Raw genomic sequence first — 23,548 nt, 5'->3', positions numbered from 1 at the left:
CCGGCGCGAACAGCGGTGGGCCTGCGACTGCGCCCACGGCCACCATGCGGCCGTTCGGGTTGACCCTGTCGAAGAACGACGGCATGTCCTTGCCGGCCACCACATCGATGATGACGTCGTAACCCTCAGGAGCGTCTGCTCCCCCTTCGCCGGAGCGGTCAAGCACGAGCGTCGCGCCGAGACTCCGCAGGCGCTCGCCGCGCTCGGTCGACGATGTCGTGACCGCCACCGCGGCGGCGCCACCGCGGGCCGCGAGCTGCACCGCCATGATCCCGATGCTGCCGGCCGCGCCACGCACCAGGACCGCCTCGCCGGGTGCGAAGTGAGCATGGCGTAGCCCGAAGTGGGCCACCGCTCCGGCACTGCCCAGGGTCACTGCCGCGGCGACGGACAGGCCGGCGGGCAGAGGAAGAATCTGCTCGGCCGGTGCGAGGGCCTGTTCGACGTAGCCTCCGCCGGTGCCGGTGAAGCCCCACACACGCTGGCCGATCCATGACGCGTCGACGCCATCACCGACGGCGGTGACGATGCCTGCCACCTCGCCGCCGGGGATGTGGCCCTCCTTGAAGCCGTAAGAGGCCAGCGCCCCGCTCCGGATCAAGGTGTCGACACCGCCTACGCCCACCGCCTCGGTGGCGATCAGCACCTCCCCGGCAGCGGGTGCGGGCACCGGCAGGTCGACAACAGCCAGCCCCTCAGGGCCTCCGAACGTCTGGATCGCGATTGCCTTCAAGGTCAACTCCATGTTCCTCAAACCGCCCAAGCGCGGTCCTGCCCTAGCACCCGCCAGCGGTCGCCGCCCTTGCAGCGAACGGGAGAAGCTGTACGCCGCAGCATCGCGGCATCCGAGCTGCACGAGCGGGGTCCCACTTACGTTTCGGACCGTAACGGACGCCCCCGTCCGCTTAGGTAAAGTGAGAGCGGTGACCGATCATTTGCCTCATTCGCTGCGTTCCGACGCTCTGGACAACCGCGCGCGCATCCTCGAAGCGGCCCGAGCGCTGTTCTCCGCCGATGGGCTGGACGTGCCAATGCGAGAGATCGCGCGGCGCGCCGGGGTGGGACCCGCCACCTTGTACCGCCGCTTCCCGACCAAGCAGCTGCTGGTCTCCGAGGCTTTTGCCGACCAGCTCAACGCATGCCGCGCCATTGTCGACGAAGGGTGCGCAGAGCCGGATCCGTGGCGTGGTCTGTGTCAGGTGATCGAGAGAATCTGCGAACTGCACGCACGCGACCGTGGCTTCACGGAAGCGTTCCTGTCGAGTTTCCCGGAAACTTTGGATGTCGCCGCAGGCCGCGAGTACACGGTGAGCGCAGTCGCAGCGTTGGCTCAGCGAGCCAAGGAGGCGGGCCGTCTGCGGCCTGACTTCGTCATGGACGACCTGATCCTCGTACTCATGGCCAACAAAGGGATCCATGCCGCATCGACCGCCACGCAGGTCATGGCTTCCCGACGCTTTGCAGCGTTGGCGATCCAGGCGCTCGAGGCTTGCCCCGAGCACTCACCACTCCCACCAGCGGTACGACTGGTGCCAGCAACAGGGTGACGCCGTTGTCGTCGGTGGTACGGATCCATTGCAGGCCGGTTGCCGCGCCCTTCACCACCCCCGTTCACCTCTCGGCTGTATCCCAGTCGCCTCGCACGCGGGCAGTGAGGGTTGCGGCCGGGGGCGCAGGTCGCGGTCAACGAGGTTACGAACCCTCCGTGAACGAGGTGGCGTGGTCGGTGGTCCACTGGCGAAACGTTCGCGGCGCCGTCCCAAGGATGTCGGCCACCGCAGTGGTGACGTACGCGGGCTGTCCGACCGCCGCGCTCCACGCGGCGAGCAGCATGTCGACGACCGAGCTGGGTGCCGTACCCTCCGACAGGCTCCGGAACTCGTCTGGTGTCATCTCCTCGAATGCGATCCGGAGCCCCAGGGCGTCACCGATGACGCCCACCTGAGCGGCCTGGGTCAGCGACTCGGGGCCCGTAAGGACGTAGTCGCCTCCGACATATCCGTCCTGATAAAGCGTCCGCGCCGCGACAGCTGCGACGTCGCGGTCGTCGACCGGTGCCGTCTCGGCAGTGCCGTAAGGCCACCGGACGACCTCGCCGGCCCGGATCGCGGGCGCCCACCAGGCCAGCGAGTTCGACGCGAGCATCCCCGGCCGGATGATCGTCGACTTGAGTCCGGTGGCCGCGATGAGCCGCTCGATGTCGGCGTGCAGAACCGCCATGGGATTGGGCTGCTGGAAGAAGGGGTGCGGCGTCTGGTGCGGGGAGGAGAGGAAGACGACCCGCCGCACATGGGATGCCAGCCGCTCGACGACCGCCGCGGCGGTCTGAGGCGGGGCGGTCCAGACGAGGAAGACTGCACCGGCGCCATTCAATGCCGGGTCGAGCGACTCGGGCACGGTGAGGTCGCCGGTGAAGACCTCGATCTTCGCCGGCAGCGTCGCCGCCTCGGAGCGATGGATGAGGGCGCGGACTGGCGCGCCCGCGTTGAGGAGTTGGTCGATGACGACGCGGCCAACCCGGCCCGTCGCCCCGGCTACGAGCACGGGAGGAATGTCTGTCTGATTCATGCAGTTCATGGAAACGTTACTCAGTTAAAAAAGCAACTTGATCGCAAATGCTACCGAGGTCAGATGTATGAGCCGACGGGACTGCGGGCCGCAAGAGGCACGGACGCGCGACGCCATCGCTGACGCGGCCATCTCGCTGTTGGTGAGGTCTTGGTCGTCGCCCAGGCCGGCTACCTGCGAGCTTGCACCGGGCGCCGCCGGGCCCCTTGGAGACCAGGGCCTGCCGACAGCCCGAAGCCAACGCCCGCCGCCAGCGGTTCGCCGACATCCGCGTCACCCGGAACTGCCGGGCAACCTCCCGGTCACTGGCCCCCGCCTCGATCAGATCAGCGGCCGCCAACCGGACCCGCTCACGCCGAACCCGCTCCTCAGCGCTCAACCCTCCGCCATCGCGATACCTCATCCCTCCGGCATAGCGCAGCCCGCGCCAGCCGTCACGTGACCCACACCCTTAAAGATCTCTAGTGCCGTAGCAGACAACGTTTGCCCTGTTGTGATGTGACGCGCCGTCCGGGTGCTGTGCCGGGCGGCGCGTAGCCGTCACCCTGGCTGGGTGGCGGAACGAGTACATGTACGCGAGATCGACGATGACGAGGGCAGACGGCTACTACGGATCATCCGCAGGGGCACCGGGTCGGTGGTGACCTGGCGGCGGGCCCAGATGGTGCTGCTGTCCGCGCAGGGCATGCCGGTTGCGAAGATCGCCGAGGTGTCGTTCACCAGCGACGACCGGGTCCGGGACGTGATCCACAACTTCAACGCCGACGGCTTCGAGTCGCTGTATCCGAAGTACAAGGGCGGCCGCCCCAAGACGTTCACGCTGCCCGAGCGGCGCGAGATCAAGAAGATCGCCAAGTCGAATCCGACCGAGCACGACCTGCCGTTCTCTACCTGGAGCCTGACCAAGCTGGCGGACTTCCTGGTTGCCGAGGGGGTGGTCGACGACATCAGCCACGAGGGCCTGCGCATCCTGCTCCGCGAGGAAGGCGTCTCGTTTCAACGCCTGAAGACCTGGAAGACCTCCCGCGATCCGGACTACGCGGCCAAGAAGGCCCGCGTCGAACACCTCTACGCTATCGCCGACGGCGAGGTCATACCCGAGGACGGCGAGCCTGAAGTCATCTTCTGCATGGACGAGTTCGGGCCGCTCAACCTGATGCCCCACCCGGGCCGGCAATGGGCCGAGCGCGGCGGCAAGCACAAAGTCCCCGACCGTGAACCACGCCGACGACGGCGGGCGACCTACAACCGCTACGGCGGAGTGCGGCACCTGTTCGCCGCCCTGGACCTAGCCAAGGACAAGCTCTACGGCCACATCAAACCGGTCAAGAAGCGGACGCAGTTCCTGGAGTTCTGCCGCTACCTGCGCAGCCTCCACCCGGACAACGTCCGCATCGCGATCGTCTGCGACAACTTTTCCCCGCATCTGACCACGAAGAGGTGCCAACGGGTCGGCACCTGGGCGGCGGCGAACAACGTCGAGATCGCCTACACCCCGACGAACTCCTCCTGGCTCAACCGCATCGAGGCCCAGTTCACGGCCCTGCGCTACTTCACCCTCGACGGCACCGACCATGCCGACCACAAGGAACAGGGCAGCATGATCCGCCGCTACATCATCTGGCGAAACCGCCATGCCGACGACCGGCGCCTACGCGCCGTCGTGGACAGGGCAAACGTTGCCTGATCCGGCACTAGATGCCCGCCGGTGACATGGCGCGAGGCGGTCTTGATGCCGCTGGCTCCCGGATTGTGGCAGCCGCCGACAGGAGGCAGGGTGGTCTCGAGACCGTTTGGGCGAGGCGGGAGGCGCACGGCCTGTCGCGGATGCGGGCTGTGGCTGGTTCTCATCGCGAAGCGAGTTGTGTGAGCCGGAAACCGGCGAACTTGGTCACCGCCGAACGAGTGGGTCGGTACACCAGTCCGAAATGCGGTGGCCGACGCAAGATCGTCCATTCCGGGCAGGCCTACGGAGGTGGGGTACATGTCAGAGAAGAACTCAGAGCACGGGACCGCCCACGAGGTCTCCTTGCCGCCCGAAGTCAAGTTGCTGCAGGAAGTCACTCCGCCCTTCTTTCCTGAAGGTGGTTCGGGAATGACCATCCTCGTCGATTGGCCTCCCGGTCACCCCGGGCTCCCCCCGCATCGCCACTCGGGCCCATCGTTCGGCTACGTGATGGAGGGCGCGCTCCGGTTCGAGCTCGAGGGTGAGCCGGAGCGTGTGGTCAAGGCCGGTGGGACGTTCTGGGAGCCAGGCGGTGATGTGATCCACTACCAGGACGGCAACGCCCTGTCGGACGCACCGACCAAGTTCCTGGTGACCATGCTGTGCGCGCCGGGTCAGCCGATGCTCACGTTGGTCGACGAGGAGGAACTGAAGGAACGGGCGCACCTGCGCGCCCCGCGTCCCTCCGAAGACTGACCCGTGAGATCGACAAGGGTGCGGAGTCCGGAACACCGATCCGGGTGCCGGGCATTGCAGCAACCTCCGGGCCTTCATCGTCATCGACCTCGCGAACCGCACATGTTCTGCCACCCGAGCAGACTCATGGTGACGCACCGCCTGCGCCAGTTCCCGAGCGGTGCGTCACATCACAACAGGGCAAACGTTGCCTGATACTGGACTAGTAGCGTGTCGTTGCTTAGTTCTGGGTTGTTTGGTTGGGATGGTGGGGTCCGGCAGATGTTGCTTCCCTTCTGCCGGACGGGAGTTGGGGTGATGGGTTCGCAGAAGAAGAGGCCGGTGGTGCTGACCGCGGCTGATCGTGAAGAGCTGGTTCGGGTAACCACGACGGGTATCCATCCAGCCTCGGTGATCAGGAGGGCGCGGGTGCTGCTCGCGCTCGACACCTCTGCAGGCGCGATCGGCTCGCAGGACGCGGTCGCGGCCCGGGCCGGAGTCTCGGGCGAGACACTGCGGCTGGTGGCCAAGCGGTTCGCCGAGACCGGTGGCGATGTTCACGCCACGGTCACGCGGAAGAAGCGCGAGCTGCCGCCGGTGCCCTCGCCGGTGACCGGTGAGGTCGAAGCCCGGCTGATCGCGATGGCGTGCTCACAGCCACCCCAGGGCTATACCCGGTGGTCGCTGCGCTTGCTGGAGAAGCATGTCGCGCTGGTCGAGGACATCCCGAACCTGGATCACTCCACCATCGGGCGGGTCTTAAAAAAACGGAACTGCGTCCTCATCTGAAGAAGTGCTGGACCATCCCGCCGAAGGCGAACGCGCAGTTCGCGGCCCGGATGGAAGACGTACTGGCCGTCTATGCCCGCCCCCATGACCCGGCACGTCCGGTCGTGTGCATGGACGAGAAGCCCTACCAGCTCCTGGGTCATGCCCGCGCCCCGCTCCCGGCCCTCCCTGGCCACGACGCCCGCCAGGACAGCGAGTACATCCGCTGCGGCACCTGCTCGATCTTCTGCTGGGTCGAGCCCCTGGCCGGGTGGCGCCGCGTCCAGGCCCTGCCCCGGCGCACCCGGACCGACTGGGCCGGCCAGGTCGAGCAGCTCCTGACCGTCAACTACCCCGACGCCGACACGGTGGTACTGGTGATGGACAACCTCAACACCCACACCATCGCCTCGCTCTACGAGGCATTCACCCCCGACAAAGCCTTCGCCCTGGCCCAGCGCCTCGAGATCCACCACACGCCCAAGCACGGGTCATGGCTCAACATCGCCGAAATCGAACTCTCCGCGCTGACCCGCCAATGCCTCGACCGCCGCATCAACGACCTCGACATCCTCAACACCGAACTCACAGCCTGGCAGAACGCCACCAACACCGACCAACGCCAGGTGAACTGGCAGTTCACCACCCACGACGCACGCACCAAACTACGTCACCTTTATCCCAAAAATTAGCTACGACGGTCTACTAGTCGGACTCCGTTAGGTCTTCCTCTCGGTCCTTTTCGGGAGCATGTTGAGTGTGTGGACACACACGAAGTGAAGCGTGCTCGGGCGAAGTTGGCGTTATTCGTGGCTGATGTGTTCGCCTCGGTGCCGCGCAAGGATCAGCGGGCTAAGGGCGACTTTATCTGCGGGGGCTGATGCTGGACGGGCGGCGCAAGTCGATCCAGTCGATGGCGGAGCGGCTGCCGGACGGCAACGAGCAGAACCTGCAGCAGTTTGTGAACCAGTCGACCTGGGATCCGGTGCCGGTGCGGCGGCGGATCGCGCAGCGGATGGTGCCCCAGGTCGGCCCGGACGCCTGGGCGGTCGATGATGTGTCGTTCCCCAAGGACGGCCGGATGTCGGTGGCGGTCGCCCACCAGTACTGCGGGGCGTTGGGCAAGCAGGCCAACTGCCAGGTCGCGGTGAGCGTGCACGCGGTCTCCGACACCGCGTCGGTTCCGCTGCAGTGGCGCCTGTTCGTGCCCCGGGAGTGGGCGGACGACGTGATACGTCGGCACAAGACCGGGATTCCGCAGGAGATCGAGCACCGGGAGAAGTGGCGCCTGGCCTTGGACACCCTTGATGAGCTGGCCGGATGGGGCCTGGTCCCGCCTGCTGTGGTGGCTGACGCCGGATACGGCCAGAACGCCGACTTCCGCGACGGCCTGGAGCGCAGGGGCATCGGCTATGTCGTCGCCGTCCGCTCAGATGTGAGCGTCCACCCGGACGACGTGGAACCGGTCGCGCCGCCGTGGTCCGGCAACGGCCGCAAGCCGCAGTCCCGCTACCGAGACACCCCGTTCTAGGTGGCCGCAATGGCTGCCGGCCATGGCCGGCAGGCCTTCAACGAGGTGACCTGGCACGAAGGCTCCCGCGGACCGATGCGCTCGCACTTCCTGGGCGCAGTGCTTTACCTGCCAGATTCAACTGAAGCGCGAGTTGACGCAGATCAAGCGCGAGCGGACCAATCTCCAACTCCGGCTCGACGCCGCAGCCACTGTCATCGCCGCACTCCACCACGACAACACAGCCCTCCGCGAAGAACTCGCCGGCCGCAGCACGATCGTCGACCTCGACCAAAGCCGAACCGCCCGCCCTGACGTCATCGGCCCCTGCTGAGCTCATTCTTCAGGGGTTGGGACGTCCTCGGCGATGAACGTGAAGTTGATGGTCCGGTCGGCCTGGTAGCGGCGGGCGAGGCGGCCCTCCATAGCATCGAACACCTGCCGTGCCTCGCGGACGTTGCTGAACGCGTCGGTGCGGGCAGCGCGGCGTCGGTCGAACCATTGCTCGACACGCTCCGCGGCGTCCGGCGTGAGGATGTAGCCCTCGGAGGCACTTCTGCGGCGCAGCACCTCGACGAGTTCCTCGGTGCTGTACGAGGGAAACTCCACACGCTCCGTGAAGCGGGAGGCCATGCTGCTGTTGCTGCGCAAAAACGCGTCCATCTCATGCGGGTAGCCAGCGGCAATCACCACGAGTCGGTCGTTCCAGTACTCCATCTCCCTGACCAAGGTGTCGACAGCCTCATTGCCCGCCAGGGCGTATGCCTCGTCGATGAAGAGCACCCCGTCGAGGGCCTGATGCACAACTGCGCGGACCTTGGACGCGCTCTGGCCGACGTACTCGGCAACCAATTCAGCGCACGTGACCTCGCGCACGTGGCCCTTGCGTAGCAGCCCCGAGGACTGGAGCCATTCGCCGACATGCCGTGCCACCATGGTCTTGCCGGTCCCGGGCGGCCCCACGAACACCAGTCCGGGCAGGCTCTTCCCGCGGACATGGTGGAGCCGAATGCGGTTCTTGAGCTCTGTGTGGGCATCGCGCACCGTGCCAAGGCCGACCATGTCGTCCAACGCAGACACCAGGGTGCCGTCTCTGATGAGAGTGCCGGGGTGTTCGGAACTGAGCAGCCGTTCACGATCGGCCAGCACCTGCTCTTGCAGTGTGACGGCCTTGTACATCTGCCCCGCCTGCCCGTAAGAGTGGGCGAGGTTGTGGCGGGCAGTGAGGGTGTCAGGGTGTTCGGAACTGAGCAGCCGTTCACGATCGGCCAGTACCTGCTCCAGCAGAACGATGGCTTCCCGCATCCGCCCCGCCTGCCCGTAAGAGACGGCGAGGTTGTGGCGGGCGGTGAGAGTGTCGGGGTGTTCGGAACTGAGCAGCCGTTCACGATCGGCCAGTACCTGCTCCAGCAGAACGATGGCTTCCCGCATCCGCCCCGCCTGCCCGTAAGAGACGGCGAGGTTGTGGCGGGCGGTGAGAGTGTCGGGGTGTTCGGAACTGAGCAGCCGTTCACGATCGGCCAGTACCTGCTCCAGCAGAACGATGGCTTCCCGCATCCGCCCCGCCTGCCCGTAAGAGACGGCGAGGTTGTGGCGGGCAGTGAGGGTGTCAGGGTGCTCGGAACCCAGGGTTTCCACACGCTGTGCGAGCACAGCTGTCCGCAGGGGTATCGCATGACCATCGCGCCCCTGCCGATATAGGTGCTGCGCTGCCGCTTCGTAAGCATCGACGGTGTCGGTGGACGGTGGATTGTGCGCAGGGGTCGAGTCCGCAACCGCCATGAAGTGGGGCAGGAGTCGATGCCATTCCGTGGCGGCAGCCCCTGCGGCAGGAGTGGCCTGCTGGATGAGGCGCTCTGCCTCTTCTCTGCCCTGTCGATACGCGCCAGGGGCGCTGGTGCCCCTGTGGCGGAGAACCGTCTGCACGAGGCGGTGGACATGAAGGCTCTGCTCGGCGTCGTAGGCGATCATGCTGTAGGCGCGCAGTACGCCTAGAGCCTCGTCGAGGGCGGCTGGTTCCGGGCACAGGGGAGCGAGCAAGGCCCGTGGGATGTCGGCGGGGGCAAACCAAGCAATCGCGCTCAGCACGGTGACCGACTGCGGATTGCGGGCTTCGACAGCGACGAGAGTGTGGTCCCAGATTCGGGCGATGGTGCGTTCGGAGTCGATCCCGCCCGCGTCCGAATCGATGACCTGGCCGAGCAGAGTGCGGTAGTCGGCCAGTGCCATCCCGGTCTCGTGAAGATAGGCACCCGCCTGCTCCAGCGCCAGGGGCAGGCAGCCCAACTCGGCTGCCAACGCTTCCGCATCCTCTCGCTTCCCTGGCGGGAGCGCGTGCTCGTCTCCGAAAGCGAGGATGCACAACAGCGTGACGGCCGCATCAGGGGCGAGGAGGCCGAGGGGCATAGTGGGAGCGATGCTGTGCCAGCCGGTAGAGATACGGCTGGTTGCCAGGTAATGACCGCCTTGAAGCGTGCCCAGGTAGTGGTTCAGCTTGCGGGGATCCTCGACGTTGTCAAAGATCAGCAGCCACCCGGGATGGATCTGGAGCCACGAGATGGCCCATGCAGCCCGCTCGTCGGTGTCTGCAGTCCCGGCCCACTGCGGGCACAGCCGCATGGCCAGGGTGGCCAGGCCGGAGAGGATGTTGTCGGTACCGTCTCCGGTCGAAGCTGCGTCGATCCACCACACCAACGTGTACTCGCTGCGATAGCGGTGCGCGTACCGGGCCGCGAGCGTGGACTTACCGATACCGCCCAGCCCGTGGATCGCCCGGGTCCCGGACTCCTGCGTGACCGCCGCCTCACCTCCATCGGTCAGACGTCGCCGCAGTTCAGCGAGTTCAACTTCCCGCCCGACGAACACACCTGCGGCAGACCGCGGAAGATTCCCGGTGCCCGGCGGCACCTCGATCTCCTGGACCCAGCGCACAGCCTCTGGTGGCAGATGCACGATCCGATTGTTGTCTCCGGTGATCGCCACACCGACCGTCCCCGCGGCGACGGACCGGTCACCCGACGCTTGCGGGCCCTTCGACTCAGGCACGGGCGCTCCTGTTAACGCTGAACCGTGTTGTTGTCTCCGGTGATTGCCACACCGACCGTATTCGCTGCGACAGCCCCCGTACCAGAGGCCGTCACCTGCACCGACTCTCCAGTCGACAATATCCCAGCCAGCTCAGTCCGCAGGCTGGCGTCATCCCGCAGCGCCCGCTTGATCTGCTGCCGCACCGCACCGACCGCATCGGCGTCATCCGGCGCTTCTGCCACGTCTTGAACGGCGGCCTCCAACTCGGCCTGCCCCCGCTCGTCCCGCCTGCCCCAGACCGCCTGCAACATGCGTCGACCGGTATTCGCCGTCGCGTCCACTGCAGCGTCCTCGGCCCGCTGGAACACCGCCACCCCGTACGCTCCCACGGCACTCGCCACGTAGGGCCACGCTTGCTCAACCCACTGCGCGATCTCGGCACTCACCCGTACGCCCCCCTCGAATCCAGCCGACGTCCTTGGCTCCAGAGCCTGTTCCATCCTCGCAGCTTCGAGAGCAGGCTTTCCTGATATGCATGATGTCCCCACCGTCCGCCACCGAAGCTGAGGACGGATGGCGCAAGTCGTGGGACCTTGGCGAAGCTGCCCATCAAGCTGACTGTCTCAACCAGCCCCGATCCCAAGGCCTCGCTCCAGACCCCACGGCCACCGGAACAGCACAGCTCAACGGCCCAGCCCGTTGTCTCATGGGACATCGAAACGGTGGAGAACAGGTGTACTACCGGCTCGTCGTGGAGGGCCAGATCCCGCACACCGCTCCGAAGTACCGCCGCCTGTCCGCACAGCTCGCGCAGGCCCGCCGCCGCGGGCACTTCCCTGACGACGCCCGGATCCGCGACATCACCCAGGCCCTGCCGCCCCAGTGGGCCGACCGCCTGTTCACCGCCCACGAGTAGGGCGCCAACGAGCAGCAACTCCAACAGATCGCGGCCGACGGCCTCGCGCAGATGTACTTCCGCGCGAACAACTCCCGCGCCCACGGCCTAGTAGACCGTCGTAGCTAATTTTTGGGATAAAGGTGACGTAGTTTGGTGCGTGCGTCGTGGGTGGTGAACTGCCAGTTCACCTGGCGTTGGTCGGTGTTGGTGGCGTTCTGCCAGGCTGTGAGTTCGGTGTTGAGGATGTCGAGGTCGTTGATGCGGCGGTCGAGGCATTGGCGGGTCAGCGCGGAGAGTTCGATTTCGGCGATGTTGAGCCATGACCCGTGCTTGGGCGTGTGGTGGATCTCGAGGCGCTGGGCCAGGGCGAAGGCTTTGTCGGGGGTGAATGCCTCGTAGAGCGAGGCGATGGTGTGGGTGTTGAGGTTGTCCATCACCAGTACCACCGTGTCGGCGTCGGGGTAGTTGACGGTCAGGAGCTGCTCGACCTGGCCGGCCCAGTCGGTCCGGGTGCGCCGGGGCAGGGCCTGGACGCGGCGCCACCCGGCCAGGGGCTCGACCCAGCAGAAGATCGAGCAGGTGCCGCAGCGGATGTACTCGCTGTCCTGGCGGGCGTCGTGGCCAGGGAGGGCCGGGAGCGGGGCGCGGGCATGACCCAGGAGCTGGTAGGGCTTCTCGTCCATGCACACGACCGGACGTGCCGGGTCATGGGGGCGGGCATAGACGGCCAGTACGTCTTCCATCCGGGCCGCGAACTGCGCGTTCGCCTTCGGCGGGATGGTCCAGCACTTCTTCAGATGAGGACGCAGTTCCGTTTTTTTAAGACCCGCCCGATGGTGGAGTGATCCAGGTTCGGGATGTCCTCGACCAGCGCGACATGCTTCTCCAGCAAGCGCAGCGACCACCGGGTATAGCCCTGGGGTGGCTGTGAGCACGCCATCGCGATCAGCCGGGCTTCGACCTCACCGGTCACCGGCGAGGGCACCGGCGGCAGCTCGCGCTTCTTCCGCGTGACCGTGGCGTGAACATCGCCACCGGTCTCGGCGAACCGCTTGGCCACCAGCCGCAGTGTCTCGCCCGAGACTCCGGCCCGGGCCGCGACCGCGTCCTGCGAGCCGATCGCGCCTGCAGAGGTGTCGAGCGCGAGCAGCACCCGCGCCCTCCTGATCACCGAGGCTGGATGGATACCCGTCGTGGTTACCCGAACCAGCTCTTCACGATCAGCCGCGGTCAGCACCACCGGCCTCTTCTTCTGCGAACCCATCACCCCAACTCCCGTCCGGCAGAAGGGAAGCAACATCTGCCGGACCCCACCATCCCAACCAAACAACCCAGAACTAAGCAACGACACGCTACTAGGCCGTTTCGTTCGGATCACCGAACCCTTGGCATGTGAGCGCGCTCATCGAGTGCGGCGCCTCCGACGGCCTCTGTAGCCTGGCGTCGCTGTACGTCGGGGGGAGCTGACCGTGGAGAACATACTGTCCGTGGCGATCGGGGCCGCTATCGGCCTCATAGGGGTGGTGTTCGGGTCGTGGTTCACCGCGCGCCGACAGGACCGCATGTGGCTCCGCGAACAGACGCTCAAAGCCGGGATCGGCTTCAACACAGCCGTAGTTCAGCTACTGGACTACCTGAAGGAAACACAGCTGAGTGACGACGGTCCGGGAGCCAACGAGTTGGCGAACAGGCTGCAGGAAGCACGCTCAGCCCTCTACCTGCTCTGCTCCAACGACACCGTCGATCTCGCCGATGCCCTCGCGCGTCGGGTCTGGAGCACCCGGCCCACCGACGGCAGGGACGACCGCCGGGCCGAGTTCCGAGAGACGTTGAACCTCCTGCGTCGCTTCACCCACCAGCTCCGGCAAGAGATCGCCAGATCGTAGTCCCCACTGGATCACCGGGCGGACCAGAGGAAGATGCCTGCGATGTGGAGTCCGGCCAGGTAGATGGTGGCGGTCTAGGCGTGGAGTTCACCGACGTGGAGCGGCTCGACATCGAACTGTAGGTCAGGCGCCTGCACGAGCGCCGCGTCCCTGTTGTGGTCGGACTTCAATTGGCGGGTGAGCGCTTCAGTCGGTTCGCGGAAATCAGCCACCACCAACGTGGACGCTCCGTGACGAGGGTGGCGGCGGCGAGCAGGGTCACGGGGACCGCCGCCCAGGCGGGCCAGGCCAGCCAGGAGGAGACCACGGCCGCGGCGAGCTGGAGCAGCACCAGCAGGATCGTGACCCAGCCCGGCACCGCGATGATCACGTTGGCCTTGTCCCCCGGGGTGGAGAAGAGCGTCGGAAGGCCGATCAGGGCCACCACGGACAGGGCGGCGAGCAGCCATGAGTGGCCGGCCAGGGCCCATGGGGTGGTCACCCAGGCGACGAGTTCCGTCGCGAAGCGCAGTGCGGACGCGGTGCGGTCGTCCGGTCGTCCCGAGGTGGTATCCCCACCAGCAGTGTCGCTCACCTGCGGACGATCTCACGGCATGCGGCCGGCTGCCAGGGGCTTGGGGCGCGCCACCGTCGCGAGCCGGGAGCGGGTGGCCAGCAAGCAGGGCGCGGCCGCCGTGAGCTGGAATGCCGGGAACTGTGACTGAGCTCCTGGCGTCGTGGCTGACCAACCGTGCCCGCAACCGCGAGGAGCAGCAGGCCGAGGTCGGGGCGCTGCGGGTGCAGGCGGATGCGATGACGGTGGCAGTGGCGGAACTGCAGGCTGGGGCCGCCGCCAACCGGCTGCTGTGGGAAGGGCCAGCCGAGCGCGCGAGGACGTTTCTGCTGGCCATGATGGCTTGTGCCGGTGGCGCCGTCCGGGCCCGGATCGCCGGCGGAACGGACGCGCAGAGCGTTGAGGTGGGCTTCGGACGTGCGGCCGAGTTGCTGCCGGCAATGACCGCCCCAGAGACGAGCGCGCCGGCCAGCTCGATCAACTTGTCCATCCCTGCAGGCTGGCCGTGCCCCCGGCCCCGGCGCCCGCTCGTTGCGTAACTGACGCACAACGCGGACGCTCCTGTTGCCGCGTAAACATCCGGCTGAGGGACGCAGGATGATCTCGGCCATCACAAGCTGCGAATCGGGCAGTTCTGCCCATCACTGGCGTGTTCCTGAACCAGCACCGTGATGATCGGCGGCGCCGGGTTCAACCACAACTTCTCGGAGGCAGCCGCCTGTGACCGAACCAATCACTCTCGCCGACGACCCCGACCCCGCCCACCTGATCGACCTGCTCGACATGCTGAGGGGGCCAGAGGTGACCTCCCTCTGGGGTGAGGGCGACCACAGCATCGGAAAGAAGTTCGCCTCCCGGCTCAGGCCCATCCTCAACGGTCAGGGCCGCGCGCAGGACGTGGACTACCTCGCGGTGTACGTCCTCAAGTACCTCGGAAAGGACAACACGCATATCCCAGAAGAGCAGATCACCAAGTGGCTGCGCGGGGTGAATGGCCTCCCCGCCGCGGGACACGCATGGGTGGAGGACGCCACTAGGACCGCGTGGACCCTGGTCACCCGGTACAGCCTGCCACTCTGGCGTGGTCACCGCGGCACCCCCGGGCAGCACTGGCTGGTGACCCCGTAGCTTGCTCGTACACAGGCGGGCCCCGAACCGCGCGCCGGTTCGGGGTCTCTCGTGACATGCCGACAGATCAACCGGAAGCGGCTTTCCGTTCGGCCAGCATCTTCTTCGCCTGTTGCAAGTCCTCGTACATCGTGGCGTGCAGCGTCTCCATCCGACTGAGCGCCTTCGTGGTGTCGTCCGGCTTCATCGCGCCGCCAGCGAACTCCAGCAGCAGCTCCACCATGACGTGGCTCTTCCAGTGCCGCAGTTCCGCCTCGTTCACGAGCTCCGGGCCGCCGGCCTCCACCAGGTCGGCCAGGCGTCCTTGCGCCCGCCACGCCCGGCGACGACGCCAGCCGCCCCCGCCCGGCCGGTTCAGATCCCGCACTTTGCGGATCTGCTCCACCGTGGCCCGGATCTGCCTCTCCTGCTCGGGCGTCCACTCCTGTACAGAGCCGTCGTGGAGCGCCTGTACGGCCTCCTGGGCGGCCTGGGCGTCATCTCCCGCCCTGTCACCGCTCAGTTGCTCCACGGCCTTCCTGAGCGACGCTTCCGCCGCCCGTGTGCCGTCGTCTTCGGACACGCTCACCCCTTCATCTCCGGAACGCGCAGCATGCCCGCCGCGCGGCGGGCCGGGCAATCGGACGACGGCCCGCCGCCCTCACGGGCGGCGGGCCGTCCCATGTGCTGACGTCATTTCGGAGGGTTTCGTCTGGCTTATTCTTGGCCAACGATCTCGTAGGTCACACAGCCCTGGCACAAACACGCAGGTCGCGTCTTCAAATCGCCGGGACCATCGCCAGCGACTCGTTCAGATGATGCTCGGCGATCCCTCGCATGAACTCGCGGTTGGGGAAGTCCCCGTCAAGGAGGCGCAGCGGGCCGGCTGTCAGCGACAGGTGTTGGGTGAGTTTGTAGAGCGCGAGGCGGTCCTCGTCGAGTCCGTCCACCGCCAGCTGCTGATACTGGCTGCTGGTATGGCGGAGGCGGAGGAACACGTGCTCCCACTCGACGTCGAAGTACAGCAGGTTCTCGATGTCGATCACGACGGGATGGCCGTCTCGGTCGACCATGACGTGGTCCAGGCCCAACTCGCCGTGGACGACGGAGTACTCGGCGCGCGGACGCACCGAAGCGGTCAGCTGACGCAGCCGCTCCTCCAACTGATCGCGGGCGTCGGCGATCCTGTGGTCGCGCGTGGTCGCCTCGGCGAGGCAGCGCAGCGCGAAGGCGAGCGCTGCCTGCTCGCACGAGGCCGAAAGTGACGTGCCGCCCCCGTCGATCAGGGCCACCTTGCCGAAGGATGGCGCCCGGTGGCCGCGCATCACCGCAAGGCTCTCAGCGAGGCGCATCATCGTCGGCTCCGCGGCGCGCGGGTCGCGGTTGCGCAGGTCCATCAGGTCCTCGCCAGGCACGTCCTCGACGATCGCGAGATCGGCCGGGTAGTGGGTGCGGTCACGGTCGACCAGGTGGATCTTGAGGACCCGAAGGCCCAGCGCCTCCAGCCGCGCATGCGCGGCCTCGAACAGGTCGAGCCCGATGCCGGGCGAGAACGGATCGGCGAGGTCGCCATCGTGCTCGGTAGCCGGCCAGTAGTTCTCGGAGTCCTCCCACGGATAGGCGATCACCGTCATGGCGTCGTCCATCGTCAACCGGTAGACGCCCTTCGTGGTGCCGCCCGAGAGTCGCTCGACCGCCTCCAGCCGTCGCCCTCCACCCAGCGCCGCCCGCGCCGCAACCCCCAACTGATTCCGCGTCACCTTCTTGGGTGCCACGCCCGCAACCCGCCTTCCGCCTCGATGACTGGGGCACCCTACGCGAGTCATCGATTAACGCCGAATGATTTGTTCGCAGGTGTTATGCGTGGCAAGAACAGGTATCCGGCGGCAGGCCGAGGAGCAGCACCGGGCGCACCGCCGTCGCCCCCCCCGCACGCCGTACCGGGCACACCACGCCCCTCTTCACGGTCCGGTGGGGGGCGCAGCCCGGCGCGTGCCGGACGGCAGGCGCAGCGCTCCGCGCTGCACTGGCCTGGCCGCGTGTCCGGGCGGCCGCTCCGCGCCCGCCCGGACCGAGCGCTCCGCGCTCTCACGCACTGCACTCGTCCTGGCCAGTCTTCGAGTCTCACCAGCAGACGGCCCCCAAGGTCAATACGGTGAGCTGTACGAAGACAGACCGAGAAGAGCAGGGGGAGTTGTGGATCCGATCACGTTGGCGGCAGCGGCAAGTTCGGCAGTCGTGTCTGCTATGGCGACGGATGCTTGGCAGAGCGTGCGCTCGGCCGTAGTGGGGCTCTGGCAACGGCACCAGGAGTCCGGGGCGGAGACCGTTGCAGCTGAACTAGTGCAGACCCGAGAGGATGCACTTGCGGCGAGCGAGGACGGCGAAGAGGAGACCCGCGCCGAGCTGATGGCACTCTGGCGCCGGCAGTTCCGCAGGTTCCTCGATGCCCATCCAGAGCTGCTTCCAGAGGTGGAGCGGGTGCTCAACGAGGAGATCAAGCCCGCACTCTCCCCTGAAGACCGTGCCGCAGCTGACAGCATCACCATCAGCACGAACGTCCACGACCACGGCAAGGCGAATGTGCTCGGCAAGGGCACCCAGATCAACAACTGACGGGGGGCTGGCATGGCGGCGGAGGACACAGCGGCCGCTGAAGCGGCACGGATTAATCTGAAGATGGACACGAGCGACTTCGCCTCAACGAATGCGCTCGGCCAGGGCACGCAGATCAACCAGCCGAAGATCAGCGTTGAGCAGATCGTCTACAACGTGGCTCTGGGGCATACGTCTGCTGTTGCGGGGCAACTCGCTGCGAGCGGCATCGACTCCGTGGAAGTCCATCCGTTGGTCGTCGCCTCGGGAGTCGTTGCGGCGGCCAAACACGTGCGCAGGACACTCGGCCCGGCTGCTCGGGCAGCGCGGGTACGCGGGGCCCACGGTGGAGACCAGGAGGTCTTCGATGCACGTGGCGTTGCGACTGTCTTCCACCCGGAGGATGTAAGGGAGCAGCTTGGTGCTGGGATGATCCGGGACCTGGTCCAAGAGGTCGGTGCGGAAGCCTCAGACGGCAGCGCGACCGCCGTGGTCCTTGCCCACGCGATGATCCTTGCGTCGATCAGGGAACTCTCGTCTGGTACGTCTTCTGCGCAAGTCGCCAGTAGTCTTCAATCTGCGGTAGTCAGAGCGCGTGAGCTTCTGGGTCAGATCGCGGTGCCCGCTCAGTCTGAGGAGCAGCTCCGTGCCGTAGCTTTCACGGCTACCAAGGACGCTCAAATCAGCGACATGCTTGCACATGTGTGGAAACGTGCTGGCGCTTTGGACGCCGTCCTCCTTGAGGAGAACAGCGGTACCGAGTGTTCCCTGGAACTGTCGGACGGGATGAGCTTTCCATGGGGTTTGTCATCCGGTCGCTTCATGACAAACGAGGAGCGCGGTCAAGCGATTTTGAACGACGCGGCCATCCTGATCATTGGCGATTGGACTCCGAGTCAATTCGAGCTACTTCCTTACATTGAACGCCTCTTCCCAACAAAAAGACCACTGCTTCTGATCGCCGATCATCTCCCTGATGATGCCCTGTCCATGCTCATCTTTAGAGGATGTCTCACGTGGTGATTCTCGTCAGCTTCTTGTAGCAGGTGAGGGCTGCCGCGAGGCCGAGGAAGGCGAGGAAGTGGCTGCCCTTTCGTTCGTATCGGACGGTGAGGCGTCGGTAGCCGAAGAGCCAGGAGATCGACCGCTCGATCTTCCAGCGATGTCGGCCAAGCCGTTCGCCGGACTCGATGCCGGGCCGTGCGATCCGTGGGACGAAGTTCCGACCGCGGAGCCAGCGGAGATGTTCGGCGGAGTAATACGCCTTGTCCGCGCGGATCTTGACCGGTCGCCGTCGACGCGGGCCGCGCCGCGAACGGATGGCGGGTATCGCCAGGATCAGCGGCTTGAATGCCTGGCTGTCGTGGAGGTTCGCGCCGGAGACGGCGACCGTGAGCGGGACGCCCTGGGCATCGGACAGGACATGCAGCTTGCTGCCCTTCTTGCCGCGATCGACCGGGTTCGGCCCGGTCAGCGATCCCCCCTTTTCGCGCGGACGGAGGCCGCATCGATGATCGCCGAGGACCAGTCCACCTCGCCCCGGGCACCGAGTTCGTCCAGCACCACCTGGTGCAACCGACGCCACAAGCCGGCCTCGGTCCAGACCGTGAACCGGCGATGCGCCGTCGCCGGTGACGTACCGAACGTCTCCGGCAGGTGCCGCCAAGCACATCCGCTGGTCAGCACGTACACCACGGCCGTGAACACGGCCCGCTCATCACACGGTGCGGTCCCTCCGCCCTGCGGGCGAGCGGTGAACGACGGCAGCAACGGGGCGACCAGTTCCCAGAGTTCATCAGGAACCAGACGCTTCGACAGATCGGCACCCACGCCCAGCATCATGCCGCACGGGCGCTACGCCACGTGAGACAACCTCTTAATGCAGAGCGCGGCAACTTCCCATCCGCAGCTGTCAAGGCTCTCGGGCCTGAACAGGAACGCAGGGCGTGCCTACAGGACATCGCGCTTGCGACCGGAGGGCGGATCGTAACGGCTGGTTCAGACTCGGGCGTATACGGGGAGGACCTAGACCGCTTCTTCGGCCGTGCTCGGCGGGCTGTCGTGACAGCCACTTCAACGGTGCTGATCGGTACCGGCGGCGAAGGCCAGCAGGTCACATGCAGGGCCGAGGAGATCAGGTCTGCGATGGATCGGCTGTCCTCAGACGACGGCCGAGCGAGGCTTCGGGAGCGGCTGTCCCGGCTTGAAGGCGGAGCCGCGGTGCTGAAGATCGGTGGCTTCACTAAGCGCGAGACGGAGCACCGTATCGGCCTGGCAGGGAAGGGGCTGGCGGTTTCCCGCGCCGCTGTCAAACGAGGTCTCCTGCCCGGCGGAGGCGCTGGCATGCTGCAACTGAGTTCGATGGCGGAGTCTTCTTTGAACCACGGAGAACTGGACTCGCCTGGGTGGCGAATTCTTCTCGCATCTTTGGCGGACCCGGCACGGCAGTTGTGCGAGAACTCAGGGCGGACGCCGACGCTGGATGAGCTGGAGAGCCAAGCCCGCGCGGGTCAGTGCTTCGACCTCGTTGCGCGCCGATATACAGATATGGCCACAGGTGTCGTCGATTCCGCCTACGTCACGGAAACCGCAATGTCAGCGGCCGCGGACACCACGATTCGGTTTCTCGACCTACTCTGATGACTGGCGGCCATCCGGTCAACACGAGAGGCGTCGAAGCCATAGCAAGCGGATTCGACGCCTCTTTCGGCTGTACCGGCACAGTTCATCCCATAGACCGCACCATCACGCGACCATCCGCAGCCGCCCTACCGCCTCGTTCTCGGCCGGCTCCATGTCCAGGTGCCAGGTCCCGAAGCGGCGGGTCTTGCTGGTGATGTACGGGATGACGGTGTCCAGGTCCACCGGGCCCACCTCCCAGCCCTTGTCGATGAGGTCGTTGGCCACCTTTGTGATGTCGGGGCATGGGGCGGCTTCGTTCACGTTCAGCAGCAGCGTTTGTCGATGAGTTTCAACAGCAGTTGGCGATCAACGCGCTCGCAGTTGTTCACGGGAAATGACGGTGCTGCCGTCAGTGAGGGCGTTCGCGCCGATCACAGGGATGACCGGCACCTCCGGGGAAGCAGGCACGGTAATCTCGGGCCATGCTCGAGGCATCGGTGGCGCACTTCTACGACGAACTGGCTGACGACTACCACCTGATCTATTCAGACTGGGACGCGAGCATCCGTCACCAGGGGGGCGCCCTGGACGCCCTGATCAGCCAAGATCGCGCGACGGTCCTCGACTGTTCCTGCGGCATCGGCACGCAGGCCATCGGCCTGGCGCTGCGCGGGCACCGGGTCACCGGGACCGACCTCAGCCCCCGCGCCGCCGCCCGCGCTGCCCGTGAGGCCGCCCGCCGGAACCTGAGCCTGCCCACGGCCGCCGCCGACATGCGACGCCTCCCGTTTCCTGATGGCCGGTTCGACACGGTCGTCTGCGCCGACAACTCGCTGCCTCACCTGCTGACTGAGCAGGATGTGCACGCTGCCCTGGCCGAGATGCGCCGCGTGCTGCGTCCCGACGGCCTACTGCTGCTCAGCACACGCCACTACGACGACCTGCTGCGCGACCGCCCGGCTTCGACGCCTCCACAAGTCCACGGGAACGTCGACTGCGCCGACGGCGAAGAACGAACCGTCACCTTCCAGCTCTGGCACTGGCACGACGACGGCGAGCACTACGACCTGGAGCACTTCCAACTCCTTCCGGCAGGCGGAGAATGGCGCGTCCAGGTCCGCCGTACTACTTACTGGGCACTCGGCCGGAACCGGCTGGCCGGCCTCGCAGCCGAGGCCGGGTTTGTCGACCCCGAGTGGCGGATGCCGCAGGAGACGGGCTTTTTCCAGCCGCTGCTCATGGCCCGCGCCGGTGAGTAGGTGACTCCACCTCTCGGCGGAGGGAGGGCAGGTGCCCTGACCTCGCGTTCTTAGAATCAAGGGCGTGACGAACGAGGTTCCAGAGCCGGAGCAAGCGACACTCTGGTCTGCGGGGGAGGGGCCGGAGCCCGAGGTGTGGACGTGGCCGAAGGGCGACTGTCCGGCTCTGCGGGTGTGGTCGGCCGGGCAGTAGCGGTACGCGCTGGTCCTGGCGCGGTAGGTCTGGGCGGACGGCTCGGTGCGCTACCAGGTCGAGGTCGATCGTCGCGGGGACACAACGGTCACGGTCTGCCTGTAACGGTGGCCTCAGCCCGGATTGCGGGATGCGCACGGTTGGGCCGAGGGCGCCGTTGTTCAGCACGTCGATGGGCCGCGTGGGGGCGGTAGGTCCACTGGGTGCCCCGCCACAGAGCGCCGTTGCGGCGTATTTCCCGGCTGATGGTGGACGGGCTTCGGCCCAGCTCGGCGGCGATGGTCTGCCGGGCCACATCGGCTCCATAGACCTCGCCAAGGTGCGCCTGGACCTCACCGGTCGTCAGGCCCTTCGCCGCGAGCGAGATGACCATCTCGTCTGCGCCGGACAGACGCTTCTGCCGCTTCTTGACGATCCTCGGCTCGAAGCTTCCTTCCCGGTCGCGGGGCACGGCTATCTCGACCGGACCGACGTCGGTGAGCACGGTCTTGGCGCGGGTGCCGTTGCGTGAGTTGCCGCCGTTCTTCCCGGCGGGATCGTGCTTGTCATAGCCGAGGTGGTCGGTGATCTCACCCTCGAGAGCGGACTCCAGGAGCCGCTTGGTCAGCTGCTGTAGCAGCCCGCCCGAGCCGGTCAGCTGAAGGCCCTCGGCCTGAGCCCGGCCCACCAGTTCGTCAATCAGCCGGTCGTCCACAGACTTCGCCAGCGCTGCCTCAGACGGCTTGGAGGGTTCGGCCTCGGTCATGTTGTCGCTGGTCATCGATGCATCTTCCATGATCGGGAGTTACACCGAACGTTTGACAGTCCCGACTCTGGTTCTCTACACCTCACGGGGCGCAGCACACCGGCGTGAGGTGAAGCACGCCTCCTCGATGCTCACGCCGGACTCGCTCATGGGATCCCTGCACGTCTTCGCTCATATCGTCGTCACGTGCGTCACGACGTGGCAGTACGTGGGGCCCTCGCCGTCGGCATCGTCCTGGGCCTGCTCGCACGCGGCCCCCTGAGCGCACGCGCCCCCGGGAGAAACGAGGCGCTGCTGGCCGGGGCCGGGGTATGCGTGCTCGTCGTCTCCGGCTACGTGTGCCGAACCAAACGATCACGTTCGGAAAGCGGATGACGTCTCAGTCCAACCTCTTTGAATAGAGGGAGAATCGCCTGACGCCCGGTGCCCCCTCGGCGAATCCGAGGTAGAGCCGCCGGTCGCTGCGGCGTACGGCAAGTCCTTCCGGCTCACGCGGGGCGAGGTGCGGCGCTGTACGGTCCGGGAAGTCCTGGTACGGCGTCCCGGTGCGCCAGTTGACCCTGGCGAGGCGGGTGTTGCCGTCGGACGTCACGGGATTGCCGGGACCGTAGCCGCTGCCCATGAGTTGGTAGACAGTATCGCCGTCCAGCGCCATGCCCTGGAACGGCAGGCCGAGGTGGGCGTCGGGCTGGGCGAGGTCGGCGAGCGGGCGGAAGTCCCAGGCAGCGAAGCGGGCGAGGTCGTACACCGCGAAGCGCGGGGCACCTTCGACCTTGTAGCGCAGCAGGAGTCTGCGGCTGCCCTGATCGAGGGCGACGCAGTTGCTGGTGGAGCCCGGCACGGGGCGGTAGGCGGCGAGGCCGGCGCCGGCGCGGGTGAGGATGTGTCCGTCGGCGAACCGGAACCGGCAGATGCCGCGGCCGTAACCGGAAGCCGGATGGGCGTCCCACTCCGCCCACAGCCTGCTGCCCCGCGGGTGCTCCTCGACGCCCATCGCCCCACCATGGCCGAAGCCCTTGAGGAGCATGTAGCCGGTCAGGGCACCGCGCAGGCTGAGCCGGTTGAGGCAGAGGTCTCCGCGGCGTGCCCGTTCGGCATGGGTATGCGGGCGGCTCTCGCCCGGCAGCCTGATGCCGCCCTGCATGACCTGCAACGCGTACAGGCAACCGTGCGCCTCGTCGAAGGCGAAGGACTGCAGCACGGTGCAGTGGCGAAGCCGGAGACCGGTGAGCCATGAGGTTCCCGGTGTGGCGAGATCGGGTGTGCCCTGCCGGGTTCCCGTCGTCCCGGCCTGCGCCACCGCGGCCGGGAGCTTGCCGCCCAGGGCCGCGAGGGCTGCGAGCCCGAGCGCGTCCCTGCGGGTGGGCGGTTGGGGGGTGAACCTGGCCATGGCGGCCACCTCTCGGTATGTTCGCG

26 protein-coding genes and 4 pseudogenes are annotated in these 23,548 nt (G+C 66.8%); 16 read left to right on the top strand and 14 right to left on the bottom strand.

The genetic code is table 11. The features are described from left to right. Positions 1–13 precede the first annotated feature (13 nt). Positions 14–733: pseudogene (locus tag ACY0PA_RS02530) on the bottom strand (alcohol dehydrogenase catalytic domain-containing protein); the annotation flags it as partial. A gap of 190 nt (positions 734–923) precedes the next feature. On the opposite strand from ACY0PA_RS02530, the gene ACY0PA_RS02525 reads away from it, so the two are divergent. Beyond that, positions 924–1,547, top strand: coding sequence for a TetR/AcrR family transcriptional regulator (locus ACY0PA_RS02525; protein WP_473083117.1), 624 nt, complete (start codon positions 924–926; stop codon positions 1,545–1,547). Between the two features lie 145 nt (positions 1,548–1,692). Here ACY0PA_RS02525 and ACY0PA_RS02520 read toward each other — a convergent pair whose 3' ends face one another. Together ACY0PA_RS02520 and ACY0PA_RS02515 are read right to left on the bottom strand one after the other, a co-directional pair. Beyond that, positions 1,693–2,568 (bottom strand): NAD(P)H-binding protein, encoded by an 876-nt coding sequence (locus tag ACY0PA_RS02520; RefSeq protein ID WP_473083116.1) that lies wholly within the window; start codon positions 2,566–2,568, stop codon positions 1,693–1,695. 178 nt (positions 2,569–2,746) lie between these two features. After that, positions 2,747–2,971 (bottom strand): annotated as a pseudogene (locus tag ACY0PA_RS02515) (helix-turn-helix domain-containing protein); the annotation flags it as partial. Positions 2,972–3,121: 150 nt separating this feature from the next. On the opposite strand from ACY0PA_RS02515, the gene ACY0PA_RS02510 reads away from it, so the two are divergent. From ACY0PA_RS02510 to ACY0PA_RS02485, 6 genes and pseudogenes are all read left to right on the top strand, one after another. Then, complete coding sequence (locus ACY0PA_RS02510; RefSeq protein ID WP_473081193.1) at positions 3,122–4,255, top strand: IS630 family transposase; 1,134 nt, start codon at positions 3,122–3,124, stop codon at positions 4,253–4,255. Positions 4,256–4,552: 297 nt separating this feature from the next. Further along, positions 4,553–4,990: a cupin domain-containing protein gene (locus ACY0PA_RS02505; RefSeq protein ID WP_473083115.1), complete on the top strand. Its 438-nt coding sequence runs from the start codon at positions 4,553–4,555 to the stop codon at positions 4,988–4,990. Between the two features lie 297 nt (positions 4,991–5,287). Beyond that, positions 5,288–5,758, top strand: a complete 471-nt coding sequence (locus ACY0PA_RS02500) for a helix-turn-helix domain-containing protein (RefSeq protein ID WP_331719947.1) — start codon at positions 5,288–5,290, stop codon at positions 5,756–5,758. Next, positions 5,647–6,429 (top strand): IS630 family transposase, encoded by a 783-nt coding sequence (locus tag ACY0PA_RS02495; RefSeq protein ID WP_473082046.1) that lies wholly within the window; start codon positions 5,647–5,649, stop codon positions 6,427–6,429. Before ACY0PA_RS02500 ends, ACY0PA_RS02495 begins: the two co-directional genes overlap by 112 nt. Positions 6,430–6,498: 69 nt before the next feature. After that, positions 6,499–7,365: pseudogene (locus ACY0PA_RS02490) on the top strand (IS701 family transposase); the annotation flags it as partial. 36 nt (positions 7,366–7,401) lie between these two features. Continuing rightward, positions 7,402–7,581, top strand: a complete 180-nt coding sequence (locus ACY0PA_RS02485) for a hypothetical protein (RefSeq protein ID WP_473086641.1) — start codon at positions 7,402–7,404, stop codon at positions 7,579–7,581. Positions 7,582–7,583: 2 nt separating this feature from the next. Here ACY0PA_RS02485 and ACY0PA_RS02480 read toward each other — a convergent pair whose 3' ends face one another. Beyond that, entirely contained in the window at positions 7,584–10,292 is a 2,709-nt protein-coding gene (locus ACY0PA_RS02480; RefSeq protein ID WP_473083114.1) for a tetratricopeptide repeat protein, read from the bottom strand. 11 nt (positions 10,293–10,303) lie between these two features. Continuing rightward, entirely contained in the window at positions 10,304–10,720 is a 417-nt protein-coding gene (locus ACY0PA_RS02475; RefSeq protein ID WP_473083113.1) for a hypothetical protein, read from the bottom strand. Between the two features lie 260 nt (positions 10,721–10,980). Here ACY0PA_RS02475 and ACY0PA_RS02470 point away from each other — a divergent pair, with 260 nt between their 5' ends. Beyond that, positions 10,981–11,190, top strand: a complete 210-nt coding sequence (locus tag ACY0PA_RS02470) for a hypothetical protein (RefSeq protein WP_473083112.1) — start codon at positions 10,981–10,983, stop codon at positions 11,188–11,190. 104 nt (positions 11,191–11,294) lie between these two features. Here ACY0PA_RS02470 and ACY0PA_RS02465 read toward each other — a convergent pair whose 3' ends face one another. Continuing rightward, positions 11,295–12,077: an IS630 family transposase gene (locus tag ACY0PA_RS02465; RefSeq protein WP_473082046.1), complete on the bottom strand. Its 783-nt coding sequence runs from the start codon at positions 12,075–12,077 to the stop codon at positions 11,295–11,297. Further along, the gene (locus ACY0PA_RS02460; RefSeq protein WP_331719947.1) at positions 11,966–12,436 is read right to left on the bottom strand and encodes a helix-turn-helix domain-containing protein; all 471 of its coding nucleotides are present in this window, start codon (positions 12,434–12,436) and stop codon (positions 11,966–11,968) included. Before ACY0PA_RS02460 ends, ACY0PA_RS02465 begins: the two co-directional genes overlap by 112 nt. 205 nt (positions 12,437–12,641) lie before the next feature. Here ACY0PA_RS02460 and ACY0PA_RS02455 point away from each other — a divergent pair, with 205 nt between their 5' ends. Next, positions 12,642–13,058 carry a hypothetical protein gene (locus ACY0PA_RS02455; protein WP_473083111.1) on the top strand — a complete coding sequence of 139 codons (417 nt, stop codon included), beginning with the start codon at positions 12,642–12,644 and terminating at the stop codon, positions 13,056–13,058. 166 nt (positions 13,059–13,224) lie between these two features. Here the strand turns inward: ACY0PA_RS02455 and ACY0PA_RS02450 are convergent, their stop codons facing one another. After that, a complete protein-coding gene (locus ACY0PA_RS02450; RefSeq protein ID WP_473083110.1) occupies positions 13,225–13,632 on the bottom strand; it encodes a hypothetical protein in 408 nt (135 codons plus the stop codon). Positions 13,633–13,754: 122 nt separating this feature from the next. Between ACY0PA_RS02450 and ACY0PA_RS02445 the strand changes: the two genes are divergently transcribed. Both ACY0PA_RS02445 and ACY0PA_RS02440 read left to right on the top strand, forming a co-directional pair. Beyond that, positions 13,755–14,150 carry a hypothetical protein gene (locus ACY0PA_RS02445; RefSeq protein ID WP_473083109.1) on the top strand — a complete coding sequence of 132 codons (396 nt, stop codon included), beginning with the start codon at positions 13,755–13,757 and terminating at the stop codon, positions 14,148–14,150. A 181-nt stretch (positions 14,151–14,331) separates the two neighbouring features. Then, a complete protein-coding gene (locus ACY0PA_RS02440) occupies positions 14,332–14,739 on the top strand; it encodes a hypothetical protein (RefSeq protein WP_473083108.1) in 408 nt (135 codons plus the stop codon). A gap of 67 nt (positions 14,740–14,806) precedes the next feature. Here the strand turns inward: ACY0PA_RS02440 and ACY0PA_RS02435 are convergent, their stop codons facing one another. Together ACY0PA_RS02435 and ACY0PA_RS02430 are read right to left on the bottom strand one after the other, a co-directional pair. After that, positions 14,807–15,301 carry a hypothetical protein gene (locus ACY0PA_RS02435; RefSeq protein WP_473083107.1) on the bottom strand — a complete coding sequence of 165 codons (495 nt, stop codon included), beginning with the start codon at positions 15,299–15,301 and terminating at the stop codon, positions 14,807–14,809. 196 nt (positions 15,302–15,497) lie between these two features. After that, positions 15,498–16,478 carry a phosphotransferase family protein gene (locus tag ACY0PA_RS02430; protein ID WP_473083106.1) on the bottom strand — a complete coding sequence of 327 codons (981 nt, stop codon included), beginning with the start codon at positions 16,476–16,478 and terminating at the stop codon, positions 15,498–15,500. 436 nt (positions 16,479–16,914) lie between these two features. On the opposite strand from ACY0PA_RS02430, the gene ACY0PA_RS02425 reads away from it, so the two are divergent. Both ACY0PA_RS02425 and ACY0PA_RS02420 read left to right on the top strand, forming a co-directional pair. After that, on the top strand, positions 16,915–17,334 hold the full coding sequence (locus ACY0PA_RS02425) for a hypothetical protein (RefSeq protein WP_473083105.1): 420 nt from the start codon (positions 16,915–16,917) through the stop codon (positions 17,332–17,334). 12 nt (positions 17,335–17,346) lie between these two features. After that, entirely contained in the window at positions 17,347–18,336 is a 990-nt protein-coding gene (locus ACY0PA_RS02420) for a TCP-1/cpn60 chaperonin family protein (protein ID WP_473083104.1), read from the top strand. On the opposite strand, the gene ACY0PA_RS02415 is transcribed toward ACY0PA_RS02420, so the two are convergent. After that, positions 18,326–19,131 (bottom strand): IS5 family transposase gene (locus ACY0PA_RS02415; protein WP_473086214.1). Its coding sequence is split into 2 segments (ribosomal slippage): positions 18,326–18,801 and positions 18,801–19,131, totalling 807 coding nucleotides; the frame shifts between segments, so codons are not numbered across the junction. The genes ACY0PA_RS02420 and ACY0PA_RS02415 overlap by 11 nt on opposite strands. 45 nt (positions 19,132–19,176) lie before the next feature. On the opposite strand from ACY0PA_RS02415, the gene ACY0PA_RS02410 reads away from it, so the two are divergent. Next, positions 19,177–19,953 (top strand): TCP-1/cpn60 chaperonin family protein, encoded by a 777-nt coding sequence (locus ACY0PA_RS02410; RefSeq protein WP_473083103.1) that lies wholly within the window; start codon positions 19,177–19,179, stop codon positions 19,951–19,953. Positions 19,954–20,058: 105 nt separating this feature from the next. On the opposite strand, the gene ACY0PA_RS02405 is transcribed toward ACY0PA_RS02410, so the two are convergent. After that, positions 20,059–20,220: a hypothetical protein gene (locus ACY0PA_RS02405; protein ID WP_473083102.1), complete on the bottom strand. Its 162-nt coding sequence runs from the start codon at positions 20,218–20,220 to the stop codon at positions 20,059–20,061. A 197-nt stretch (positions 20,221–20,417) separates the two neighbouring features. Between ACY0PA_RS02405 and ACY0PA_RS02400 the strand changes: the two genes are divergently transcribed. Further along, positions 20,418–21,194 carry a class I SAM-dependent methyltransferase gene (locus ACY0PA_RS02400; protein ID WP_473083101.1) on the top strand — a complete coding sequence of 259 codons (777 nt, stop codon included), beginning with the start codon at positions 20,418–20,420 and terminating at the stop codon, positions 21,192–21,194. Between the two features lie 401 nt (positions 21,195–21,595). Here the strand turns inward: ACY0PA_RS02400 and ACY0PA_RS02395 are convergent. Continuing rightward, positions 21,596–22,147, bottom strand: a pseudogene (locus ACY0PA_RS02395) (transposase); the annotation flags it as partial. Between the two features lie 37 nt (positions 22,148–22,184). Between ACY0PA_RS02395 and ACY0PA_RS02390 the strand changes: the two are divergent. After that, entirely contained in the window at positions 22,185–22,394 is a 210-nt protein-coding gene (locus tag ACY0PA_RS02390) for a hypothetical protein (RefSeq protein WP_473083100.1), read from the top strand. A 117-nt stretch (positions 22,395–22,511) separates the two neighbouring features. Here the strand turns inward: ACY0PA_RS02390 and ACY0PA_RS02385 are convergent, their stop codons facing one another. Further along, on the bottom strand, positions 22,512–23,522 hold the full coding sequence (locus ACY0PA_RS02385) for a phage baseplate protein (protein ID WP_473083099.1): 1,011 nt from the start codon (positions 23,520–23,522) through the stop codon (positions 22,512–22,514). Positions 23,523–23,548: the final 26 nt, after the last annotated feature.

It is taken from the genome of Streptomyces sp. DS1-CR2 (assembly GCF_055760475.1).
This window is presented reverse-complemented; position numbering and strand designations above follow the sequence as displayed.

Coding starts and splice junctions, on each gene's coding strand:
- ACY0PA_RS02520 (WP_473083116.1), bottom strand. CDS start 2,568: ATGAATCAGACAGACATTCCTCCCGTGCTCGTAGCCGGGGCGACGGGC.
- ACY0PA_RS02505 (WP_473083115.1), top strand. CDS start 4,553: ATGTCAGAGAAGAACTCAGAGCACGGGACCGCCCACGAGGTCTCCTTG.
- ACY0PA_RS02500 (WP_331719947.1), top strand. CDS start 5,288: ATGGGTTCGCAGAAGAAGAGGCCGGTGGTGCTGACCGCGGCTGATCGT.
- ACY0PA_RS02470 (WP_473083112.1), top strand. CDS start 10,981: ATGGGACATCGAAACGGTGGAGAACAGGTGTACTACCGGCTCGTCGTG.
- ACY0PA_RS02460 (WP_331719947.1), bottom strand. CDS start 12,436: ATGGGTTCGCAGAAGAAGAGGCCGGTGGTGCTGACCGCGGCTGATCGT.
- ACY0PA_RS02420 (WP_473083104.1), top strand. CDS start 17,347: ATGGCGGCGGAGGACACAGCGGCCGCTGAAGCGGCACGGATTAATCTG.
- ACY0PA_RS02400 (WP_473083101.1), top strand. CDS start 20,418: ATGCTCGAGGCATCGGTGGCGCACTTCTACGACGAACTGGCTGACGAC.
- ACY0PA_RS02385 (WP_473083099.1), bottom strand. CDS start 23,522: ATGGCCAGGTTCACCCCCCAACCGCCCACCCGCAGGGACGCGCTCGGG.